Genomic DNA, 10,717 nt, shown 5'->3' with positions numbered 1-10,717 from the left:
CGACTTCGTCACCCTCGGCCAGTACATGGCCGACCGCAAGGACCAGCTCGCCGCCACCCACATCGCCCAGGTCCAGTCACTGGTCGCCGACGCCCAGCGCGTCGCCGCCCAGGCCCAGCACAACCGCTGGATCGCCGCCGGCGCAGCCGCCGAAGCCAACCGTGCCTCCGACGACGCCGCCAAGGCCGCCGCCGAAGCCAAGAAGAACGCCAAACTCGCCGACGGCTACCGCATCGACGCAGACAGGGCCGCCGACAGCGCCGAAGCCAGCGCCGCCCAGGCCGCCAAATCCGCGAAGACCGCCCGCAACGCCGCCGACAACGCCCAACGCGACGCCGCCGACGCCGAAAACTCAGCAGCCCAGGCCCGGTTCTCCTTCGAATACGCCCGCGCCTCGGCCAAGGTCGCTGACGACGCGGCCACCGAGGCTCGCAACTCCGCGCTGGCAGCCGGAAAGAGCGCCGAGGAGGCTTCCTCCCTGGCTTCGAAGGCGTGGACGGAGGTGACGAAGAAGCGGGAGGCCGAAGAGGCCGAAACCCGCCGCAAGGCCGAAGAGGCGCGCAAGCGGAAGGAGAAGGAGCAGTCCGAGCAGAAGATCTGCTACGAACACCCCACCCGCGAGACCGCCGTCCTGCCCTGCCTGGCCGCCGGCGGCACGCTCAAGCAGATCGAGATCGACCCCACATTGAAAGCCGTCGTGTGGGAACTCGCCGACATCGACACCGCTTTGAACTGCGTCAAGGACCCCAATCTCGTCGACTGCGGATCCTTCCTCATCGGCGTCACCCCCTGGGGCAAGGGCGTCAAGCTGGCCGGCAAATTCGCCAAGGCCGGCGGCAAGGCCGTCGAGAAGATCGCCAAGACGGTGAAGAAGAAGAAGGCGCTCAAGTGCGCCACGTGCTTCCCGGCCGGCACCAAGGTGCTCATGAACGACGGGGCTTCGAAGAACATCGAGTCCGTCAAGGTCGGCGACGAGGTGACCGCCACCGACCCGGTCGGCGGCAAGAGCGGGAAACGGACGGTGACCGCCCTCATCATCACCGAGCACGACAAGCGTTTCAACGAACTGACCATAGCCACCCGTCGGGGCAGCGAACGGCTCACCGCCACCTATGAGCATCCGTTCTGGTCCCCCTCGCAGAAGTCGTGGGTCAAGGCCGCCGGCCTCCACCGGGGCATGACGCTCAGGACCGCCGACGGCACCGACGTGACGGTGCGGGGAAACCGCCCGTTCACCGAGAACGCCCGGACCTACAACCTGACGGTCGGCGAACTGCACACGTACTATGTACTGGCGGGCCGGACCCCGGTTCTGGTGCACAATGCCGAACCGTGCGATCCGCCGCTGATCCTGATACACACCGAAAATTCGTGGAGCCAGGCTTCATTGGACTTCTGGCACAAGCAGTCCACTGACGACATCGTCACTTCTCTGCGGCCAAAAGCAGATAAGGCCCTGACGACGTATCCGGACGGACGGGTGCGTAACGGAAACACCAGGCTCAAGGTACTGAAATCGCGGGGATATGACATCGACTCACTGCCGCGGGAATCGTACGGCAGCCGCCAACCGACAACAGACGAAGAATTCTGGGCCATGGAGCAATGAACATCTACGACCGAGTCCTGGAGGTCCTGGCGTCGGACTCCAGGGAAACTTTCCTGCTGGCCCTGGGGCACCGTATGGGGATCTTCACACGTGAAGCCCTCGACGAAGACGCCGCGCACGGAACACATCAGGCCCGAGCCTGCAACGAGATGACCATCGCCATCTGGTCGCAGGTGTGGGCGACCAGGGATGCCGAGGTGAAGGGCTACCCGGATTCCGAGTTTCTCCCGATACTGCTTGAAAAGGCCGATCGGGGCGACGCGCGGCGCTATCTCCGCTATTCCCTCGAAAGCAGCATGCTCATGCTGGAGGCCGATGGTGCGGTCGAGCCGGAAGCAACAGGTCCGTAGCGCTGGGAAAGAAAAAGACCTGAGGTGACGGGGCCCTGTCGGAGATGTCTCCGACAGGGCCCCTGACCATTCCGCCATTCCGGGGAAGTTAAACGGCCGAACTTCGCAGAACGACCAGCCGCTGCGTCGCCCGGGACATCGCCACGTACCGGTCCACCGCTCCCTGAATGCCCTCGCCGAACTTCTCCGGGTCGACGAGGACCACCAGGTCGAACTCCAGCCCCTTCGACAGTTCCGGAGTCAGCGACCGGACGCGGGAGGTGGCCGGGAAGGAGGGGTCGCCGATGACGCAGGCGATGCCGTCGTCGTGGGTGGCGAGCCAGGCGTCGAGGATCGCGTCCCGGTCCGTGACGGGGGCGTGGATGACGGGGTTGCCGGTGCCGCGGATCGAGGTGGGGACGTTGGCGTCGGGGAGGGCGGCCCGGATGACGGGTTCCGCCTCCGTCATCACCTCTTCCGGCGTGCGGTAGTTGATGTTCAGGGAGGCCACGTCGATCCGGTCCAGCCCGATCCGCGCGAGCCGTTCCTGCCACGACTCGGTGAATCCGTGCCGGGCCTGGGCGCGGTCGCCGACGATGGTGAAGCTCCGGGACGGGCAGCGGAGCAGCAGCATCTGCCATTCCGCGTCGGTCAGTTCCTGGGCCTCGTCGACGACGACGTGCGCGAACGGGCCGGCCAGCAGGTCCGGTTCGGCGGTGGGCAGTGCGGCCTCGTCGACCAGGCTGACCTGGGCGTCCTCGCCGCGCAACATCACCACCAGCCCTTCGCCGTCGTCACCGTCGGCGCCCGAGTCGGCCGCGGCCCCGATCAGGTTGTCGACGACCTGCGCCATGGTCTCGCGCTGGGCGGCGAGGGCGGCGGCGTGCCGGCGTGCGCGCAACGACGCTTCCGGGTCGCCGAGCCGCTGCCGTGCCGCGTCCAGGAGCGGCAGGTCGGAGACCGTCCAGGCCTGGGCGTCCGTGCGTTGCAGGGTGCGGATGTCGTCGCGGCCGAGCCAGGGAGCGCACAGCCGCAGGTAGGCGGGGACCGTCCACAGGTCCGAGACGAGGTCGGTGGCTTCGAGCAGGGGCCAGGCGCGGTAGAGGGCCCTCAGCAGCTCCTTGTCGTGCCGGAGCGCCGCGCGGAGTTGGTCGGGCGGGGCCTCGCCGTCGTGCTTGTCCGTCAGGATCGTGAGCAGTTCCTCCCATATCTGCTCGCGTGCCTCGTTGTGCGGGGTGCCTGGTTCCGGTGCTTCGAACGCTTCGGCCCAGTCGTCGGCGGTCAGCCGTACGTCGGCCCACGGGGTCGAGACCGTCATGCCCTCGGCGGGCGGCTCCTCGTAGAACCTGACGGCCGTCTCGATCGCCTGCACCATGCGGGCGGACGCCTTCAGGGCGGCCGCCCGCGGGTCGGTCTCGACTGTCGCCGCGGCGCCTTCGGCTACGAGGTCGCGCAGGGTGCAGGTCTGCACGCCCTCCTCGCCGAGGCTGGGGAGGACGTCGGCGACGTACGACAGGTAGGGCTGGTGGGGGCCGACGAACAGCACGCCGCCGCGGCGGTGCCCGAGGCGGGGGTCGGAGTAGAGGAGGTAGGCGGAGCGGTGCAGGGCGACGACGGTCTTGCCGGTGCCCGGGCCGCCGTCGACGACGAGGGCGCCGCGGGAGCCCGCCCGGATGATGGCGTCCTGGTCGGCCTGGATGGTGCCGAGCACGTCGCGCATCCGGGCCGAACGGTTGCCGCCCAGGCTGGCGACGAAGGCGGAGTGGTCGTCGAGCGCGGCGTGCCCTTCGAGCCCGTCGGCGGTGAAGACCTCGTCCCAGTAGTCGCTGATCCGGCCGCGGGTCCAGCGGTACCGGCGGCGGCTCGTCAGGCCCATCGGGTCGGCGTGGGTGGCTCCGAAGAACGGTTCGGCCGCCGGGGAGCGCCAGTCGACCAGCAGCCGGCGGCCCGCGCTGTCGGTGAGGCCGAGGCGCCCGACGTACACGGGTTCGCGGCCGTCCTCGCCGACCATGCGGCCGAGGCACAGGTCGAGGCCGAAGCGGCGCAGGGTGCGCAGGCGCGTGGTCAGCCGGTGCACCTCGGCGTCGCGGTCCATCGCCTGCCGGCCGGTGCCGCCGGGTGCCTTGAGTTCCGCGTCGAGGCGGGCGGACAGGTCGCCGATGGTCTCTTCCAGGCTCTCCGCGATGGCCGCGAAGTGCCGCTCGTCGGCCGCCGTCAGCTGCGGGTCGGCCTTGGCGGCGAGGCGGGCGGGGAGGGCGAACACACTGGTGGTGGTCAGGGAATTCATGGTGTCAGCTCCGATCCTGGGCCGCACCCGCGGAGGTCTGCCGGGCGGCGGACCGCACCTCGCGCGCCCCGTACACCGGCAAGAACACACGCACTTCGCGTATCCCCCATGTCCGCGGGTTCTGGCCTAGGCCAGAGATTCTGCGGTACGACCGGGGCCTTGCCGCAAGCCCCCCTGTGCGCTATAAGTTAAGAGTGGCAAGGAGTGCGAGACTCCTTGCCTTTGTTGTTCTTGCCTGCGGATGATCGGGGTCCGGACACGCCTGCGCGGCGTACGACAGTTTCGTACGCCGCTGATGAGGCCCGCCTGCCGGAGAGCCGTCAGGCGTTCGGCGCCGGCCGGCCCGCGAGACCGTCGAGGTCGGCGCGGGTGAGCCCGGTCAGGCGGGCGACCTCGGCGATGTCGACGGCGCCGCAGTCCAGGCCGCGCAGCAGGTAGCCGCTGAGCGCCTTGGCGGTCGCGGGCTCGTCCATCACGTCGCCGCCCGCCTTGGCCACGTACGCGGCGAGCCGGGCCGCGGCCTGCTCCAGGCCCTCGCGGTAGAAGGTGTAGACGGCGGCGTAACGGGTGGGCAGGTGCGCGGGGTGCATGTCCCAGCCCTGGTAGTACGCGCGGGCCAGCGAGCGGCGCACCAGGCCGTGGTGCAGCCGCCAGGCGTCGTGGACCTGGGTGGTCGCGCCCAGCGGGAGGACGTTGGTCGAGCCGTCGGAGAGGCGGACGCCGGTGCCCGCGGCGGCGACCTGCATCACGGCCTTGGCGTGGTCGGCCACCGGGTGGTCCAGCGCCTGGTGGGCGGCGCTGACGCCGCAGGAGGCGCTGTAGTCGAAGGTGCCGTAGTGCAGGGAGGTGGCCCGGCCCTCGGCGGCCTCGATCAGGCGGGCGACGGTGGCGCGGCCGTCGGCGCCCAGTATGGACTGGGTGGTCTCGATCTGGATCTCGAACCCGAGCCGGCCGGACGGCAGGCCGTGGGTCTTCTCGAACGCCGCCAGCAGCCGCACCATCGCGGTGACCTGCTCCGGGTAGCCGACCTTGGGCAGGGTCAGCACCAGGCCGTCCGGAAGGCCGCCGGCCGCCATCAGGCCGGTGAGGAAGATGTCCAGGGTGCGGATGCCGCGGTCGCGGACGGCGGCTTCCATGCACTTCATGCGGATGCCCATGGAGGGCGCGGCGGTGCCGTCCCGGTGGGCGGCCGCGACGAGGGTGGCGGCACGGGCGGCGGCCGCGTCCTCCTCGGCGTCCGGGCGGGCGCCGTAGCCGTCCTCGAAGTCGATGCGCAGATCCTCGACGGGCTCGCGTTCCAGCTTGGCCCGTACCCGCTCGTACACGGACGCGGCGAGGTCTCCGGGAATGCCGAGGACGCCCGCGAACGCCTCCGCGTCCGGGGCGTGCTCGTCGAGCGCGGCGAGGGCGGCGTCACCCCATTCGCGGACGGTGCCGGCGGTGAACACGTCGCCGGGGACGTAGACCGTGTGGACCGGCTGCCGGGTGCCAGGGTCGCCCGGGTAGCGCCGCGCGAGGTCCGCGTCGACCTCCGCGAGAGCGGCTCCGATCTCCTCGCGTACGGTGTCCGCGAGACTCGTCGCCACCGTCTCGTGCTGCCCCATCCGGCATCCTCCCTGTGCTCGCGCCCACCGCGTAGGCGTCTCTTCACTTTTCCGCTGTACGGAATCAACAATCCGTAGAGCGAAGCTATCCGGGCCGAGTTCGCAGGTCAACACCCTCCGGGCGACGGGATCGGCGGGGCGCGCCATGGGGAGCGTTCTCCATGGCGCGCGCCGTGCGCCCGCGCGCGACGCACCCCGTTTCACCCCTTTCAGTGCTTCTTCCGCCTTCCCCGGCCCGACCGGAACTCCCGTGCGTAACATCACCGGCGCGGTGCGGGCGGCCCGGGCGCCCGGCCGCCCGCACGAGGCGTGGGGGCCTGTATGCCGGAGGAGTTCGGGGACGCGCTGCGGCGGCTGCGGCGGGAGCGGGAGGTCTCCCTCCGGGCCCTGGCGCAGCTGGTGCACTACAGCAAGGGCTATCTCAGCAAGATCGAGAACGGCGAGAAGCCGCCGACCGGCGACGTCGCCCGCCGCTGCGACACGGCGCTGGCCGCGGACGGCACGCTCACCCGGCTGCTGTCCGCCCGCACGCCCGGCGACCGCTGCCCGTATCCGGGACTGGCCGCCTACACCGCCGAGGACGCCCCCTGGTTCTTCGGCCGGGAACGCGCCACCGCCGCCCTGGTCGGCCGCCTCGCCGAACGCCTGGCGGCCGCGGGCCCGCTCGTCGTGGCAGCCCCTTCCGGCGCCGGGAAGTCCTCCCTGCTCAGGGCCGGTCTGCTGCCCGCCCTGCGCGACGGCGCCCTGCCCGGCTCCCGGCACTGGGCGGTGCGCGTGCTGACGCCCGGCGCGCATCCGCTCACCGGGCTGGCCGGGGCGCTGGCCGGGCTGGGGGCCGAGGTCACCAGGGTGTCCGCCGCGACCGCCGCCGAAACCCTCGCCGACGCCCCCGAACAATGCCCCGCCGCCGTCCGCGCCGCCCTCGGCGCCTGTCCGCGCCTGGTCCTCGTCGTCGACCAGTTCGAGGAGGTCTTCACCGTCTGCGAGGACCCGCGCGAGCGGCGCGCGTTCATCGCGGCGCTCTGCGCGGCCGCGCGGGACGCCCCCTGCGCCGTGATCCTCTGCGTACGCGCCGACTTCTACGGCCAGTGCCTGGACCACCCCCCGCTCGCCCCGGCCCTGTCCGCCGGGATCTTCGCGCTGCGGCCCATGTCCGTACCGGAGGTGCGCGCGGCGATCGTGCGGCCCGCCCGGGAGGCCGCGCTGGAGCTGGAACCGGGCCTGGAAGAGCTGCTCCTGTCCGACCTGGGCATCCACGAGGACGACGGCCCGGTGGCCGGCGGCACGCTGCCCCTGTTGGCGCACGCCCTGCTCGGCACCTGGCAGCAGCGCACCGGCCGCACCCTCACCGTCGCCGGATACCGCCTGACCGGCGGCCTGCACGGCGCCGTCGCCACCACCGCCGAACGGGTGCACGCCGCGCTGGACCCGGCCGAGCGGCGGGCGGCGCGGCAGGTGCTGCTGCGGCTGGTGCAGGTCGGCGAGATCGCGGGCGAGACCCGTCGCCGGGTGCCGCGCGAGCGCCTGCTGGAGCACCTGCCGGACCCGGAGAAGACCGCCGCCGTGATCGACGTCTTCGTACGCGCCCGCCTGCTGACCCTGGACGCGGACACCGTGGAGATCACCCACGAGGCGCTGCTGCGGGCCTGGCCGCGGCTGCGCGGCTGGATCCGGGCCGACCGCGCCGGGCTCGTCGTCCACCAGCGGCTCTCGGAGGCGGCCGGGGCGTGGAAGCGGGAGGGGCGGGAGGCCGCGGGGCTGTACCGGGGCACCCGGCTGGCGGTGGCCCGCGAATGGGCCGGGCAGCGGGGTGAGGACGCCGGACTCAGCCCGCTGGAGGAGGAGTTCCTGCAAGCGTCGCAGGAACGCGAGGCGGCCGCGGCCCGGGCCGGACGCCGCCGGGTGCGCCGCCGCCGCAGGCTCGCGGGCACCCTGGCCGTACTGCTCGTCCTCGCCGTGTGCGCCGGGGTGCTGGCGGTCCAGCAGTGGCGTACGGCGGAGACCGGCCGCCTCGACGCGTACGCCGGTGAACTGGCCGCCCGCTCGGGCCAGGTGGCCGCCGGACAGCCGGAGGCGGCCATACTGCTCGCCGCCGAGGCGTACCGGCTGCGCCCGTCCCCCGCCTCCCGCAGCGCGTTGCTGAGCACCCAGGCGCGACCGTTCGCGGGCCGCCTGACGGGACATCAGGGGCCGGTCAACGCCGTCGCGTTCAGCCCGGACGGGGGCCTGCTGGCGGGCGGGGCCTCGGACGGCACGGTACGGCTCTGGGACCCCCGCACCCGCCGCCCGCTGGGCACCGCGATCCGCGCGGGTGGGAAGCGGATCCGCGGTGTGGCCTTCAGCCCGGACGGCCGGCTGCTCGCGGCGGGCACCGCGGACGGCTCGGTACGGGTACGGGACACCGGCCGCCGGGCCCCGGGCGCCACCGGGCCCGGCGCGGGCGCGGGCGGGGAGGTGGCCTTCGCGCCGGCCGGTCCGGGCGTGGGGGGCGAGGCGGCCGACAAGGCCAGTACGCCCGGCACACCTGGCACGCCCGACACATCCGGCATGTCCGCCACTTCCGGCACGTCCACCACTTCCGGACCAGCCCGTACGCAAGTCCTCGCCGCCACCGGCCCCAACGGCAGCGTGACCCTGTGGAACGCGCCCGACATGCGGCGGACGGCCCGCCTGCCCGGCCTCGGAGGCGGCGCGAGCGGCAAGGTGGCGTTCACCCCGGACGGGCGCCTGTTGGCCCGCGGCGACGCCAACGGCCGGGTCCGGGTGTGGCGGCTGCCGCGCTCCCTGACCGCTTCCGCCCCCGGCAGCGCCCTGTCCGACGCCGACCGCCCCGCCTCCCCCACCGTCCTGGCCGACCGCGCCGGGCACGGCAGCGGAGTCGTCGCCGTGGCCTTCAGCCCGGACAGCGCGACACTCGCCGTCGGCGGCACGGACCGCACGGTGACGCTGTACGACACCCGCGACATGACCGTCACGGGGCGGCTCACCGGCCACAACGACGACATCAACGCCCTCGCGTTCAGCCCCGACGGCGACACCCTCGCGTCCGCCTCCGGCGACGGCTCCGCGCGTCTGTGGGAGGTCGCCACCCGCCGTACCGTCGCCGCCTTCACCGGGCACAGCGACTACGTGCTCACCGTCGCCTTCGCCCCGGACGGCCGCACCCTGGCCACCGGCAGCTTCGACCGCACCCTCGCCCTGTGGAACCCGTCCGGCGCGGCGCTGACCGCCCGGCCGGTGTCCGGCCGGTCCGCCGTCGCCTTCGCGCCCGACGGGCGGCGACTGGCCGCCGCGGGCACCGACGGCTCGGTCCAGCGGTGGGACGTACGGTCCCGTACACAGCTGGGGCCGCCGCTGGGCGGCCACCACGGCCCGGTGCGGGGGCTGGCCTACAGCCGGGACGGCCGTACGTTCGCGACCGCCGGGGCCGACGGGACCGTACGGCTGTGGGACGCGGCGAGCGGCGCGCTCGAACGCGTCCTGACCGGGGCACGCGGGGCGGTGTTCGCGGTCGCGTTCTCCCCCGGCGGGCGGCAGGTGGCGGGAGCCAGCGAGGACGGCACGGTGCGGCTGTGGGACCTGGCGCGGGGCGGCTCGGCCGTCCTGACCCAGCACGACGACTTCGTCAACGGCGTGGCGTTCAGCCCGGACGGGCGCCTGCTGGCCAGCGCGAGCGACGACCGTACGGTACGGCTGTGGGACGCAGCCACGCGCCGCCCGGTCGCCGTCCTGCGCGGACACACGGGTGCGGTGTGGGCGGTGGCCTTCAGCGCGGACGGGCACGTGCTCGCCTCGGCGGGCAACGACCGCACGGTGCGTCTGTGGGACCTGCGGCGGCACCGCGCCACAGGAGTGCTGCGCGGCCATACCGGGTCGGTGCGCGACATCGCGTTCGCGCCGCGCGGGCGGCAGTTGGCCACGGTCGGGTTCGACGGCACCGTACGCGTCTGGGACACCGCCGCCCGTACACAGGCCGCGACGCTCACCGGCCACACCGACGTGGTGTGGTCGGTGGCCTACGCGCCGGACGGCAGGACCCTCGCCAGTACCGGCGCGGACGGCTCCGTACGCCTGTGGGACCTGGACGCGCGCCGAGTGGCCGGGCGCATCTGCCCGCTGGTCGGCAGGACCGGGCCCGCGCGCTGGCGGGAGTTGCTGCCCGACGTACCGTACGACCCGCTCTGCGGCCGCTGACTTGGCGGAGTTCCGGATCCGCGGCTGTCGCGGGATCCTGGAGCCGCCGCTGTCGCGAAGACCCGGGAATGTCATGGTTTTTCCGGGGCGGCCACGGTTTTAACGTGTGGCGCATTCGATCTTGCCGGGCGACACTCTCCCGCATGACATGGATCGCACCCGAGGTGGACCGCCGTACCGAGCCGTACGTGGCGGACGAACGCAGCATGCTCCAGGGCTGGCTGGACTGGCATCGTGACACCCTGCTGACCAAGTGCGCCGGGCTCACCCCGGAACAGCTCGTCCGAGCGAGCGCCGAGCCGTCGAATCTGACACTGCTCGGCCTGGTCCGGCACATGGCGGAAGTGGAGCGCTCCTGGTTCCGGACACGCGTCGCGGGCCAGAAGATCGGCAATCTCTACTTCACCGACGAGCAGCCGGACGGCGACTTCGAGAACCTCGACACCGCCGGCGCCGAGGAGGCGTTCGCGGTGCTGCGCGCCGAGTGCGACGCCGCCGACCAGGCCGTGGCGCACCGTGCCCTGGACGACACGTTCACGATGGCGGACGGCCGGGTCATCAGCCTCCGGTGGGTGTACGTCCACATGATCGAGGAGTACGCGCGGCACAACGGGCACGCGGATCTGCTGCGGGAGCGGATCGACGGGGTGACGGGCGACTAGGCGGTACACGGTCGGCGGACCGGCTACGCGGC

The 10,717-nt window shown here is 72.8% G+C and carries 6 protein-coding genes; 4 read left to right on the top strand and 2 right to left on the bottom strand.

The annotated features are described in order from the left end of the window. Together JXZ78_RS28005 and JXZ78_RS28000 are read left to right on the top strand one after the other, a co-directional pair. Positions 1-1,609, top strand: a 1,609-nt coding sequence (locus JXZ78_RS28005; protein WP_275128277.1) for a polymorphic toxin-type HINT domain-containing protein, incomplete at its 5' end; no start/stop codon positions are given. Next, the gene (locus JXZ78_RS28000; RefSeq protein ID WP_030017760.1) at positions 1,606-1,959 is read left to right on the top strand and encodes a hypothetical protein; all 354 of its coding nucleotides are present in this window, start codon (positions 1,606-1,608) and stop codon (positions 1,957-1,959) included. The genes JXZ78_RS28005 and JXZ78_RS28000, both read left to right, overlap by 4 nt. 88 nt (positions 1,960-2,047) lie before the next feature. Here JXZ78_RS28000 and helR read toward each other — a convergent pair whose 3' ends face one another. Both helR and JXZ78_RS27990 read right to left on the bottom strand, forming a co-directional pair. Then, positions 2,048-4,225, bottom strand: a complete 2,178-nt coding sequence (gene helR, locus JXZ78_RS27995; protein WP_030017761.1) for an RNA polymerase recycling motor ATPase HelR — start codon at positions 4,223-4,225, stop codon at positions 2,048-2,050. A gap of 320 nt (positions 4,226-4,545) precedes the next feature. After that, a complete protein-coding gene (locus JXZ78_RS27990; RefSeq protein WP_030017762.1) occupies positions 4,546-5,829 on the bottom strand; it encodes a DUF6986 family protein in 1,284 nt (427 codons plus the stop codon). A gap of 321 nt (positions 5,830-6,150) precedes the next feature. On the opposite strand from JXZ78_RS27990, the gene JXZ78_RS27985 reads away from it, so the two are divergent. Together JXZ78_RS27985 and JXZ78_RS27980 are read left to right on the top strand one after the other, a co-directional pair. Further along, positions 6,151-10,023, top strand: a complete 3,873-nt coding sequence (locus JXZ78_RS27985; RefSeq protein ID WP_033037065.1) for an nSTAND1 domain-containing NTPase — start codon at positions 6,151-6,153, stop codon at positions 10,021-10,023. A gap of 143 nt (positions 10,024-10,166) precedes the next feature. Further along, positions 10,167-10,685: a DinB family protein gene (locus JXZ78_RS27980; protein ID WP_030017764.1), complete on the top strand. Its 519-nt coding sequence runs from the start codon at positions 10,167-10,169 to the stop codon at positions 10,683-10,685. Positions 10,686-10,717: the final 32 nt, after the last annotated feature.

It is taken from the genome of Streptomyces monomycini, assembly GCF_022271435.1.
Taxonomy (GTDB): Bacteria; Actinomycetota; Actinomycetes; order Streptomycetales; family Streptomycetaceae; genus Streptomyces; species Streptomyces monomycini.
This window is presented reverse-complemented; position numbering and strand designations above follow the sequence as displayed.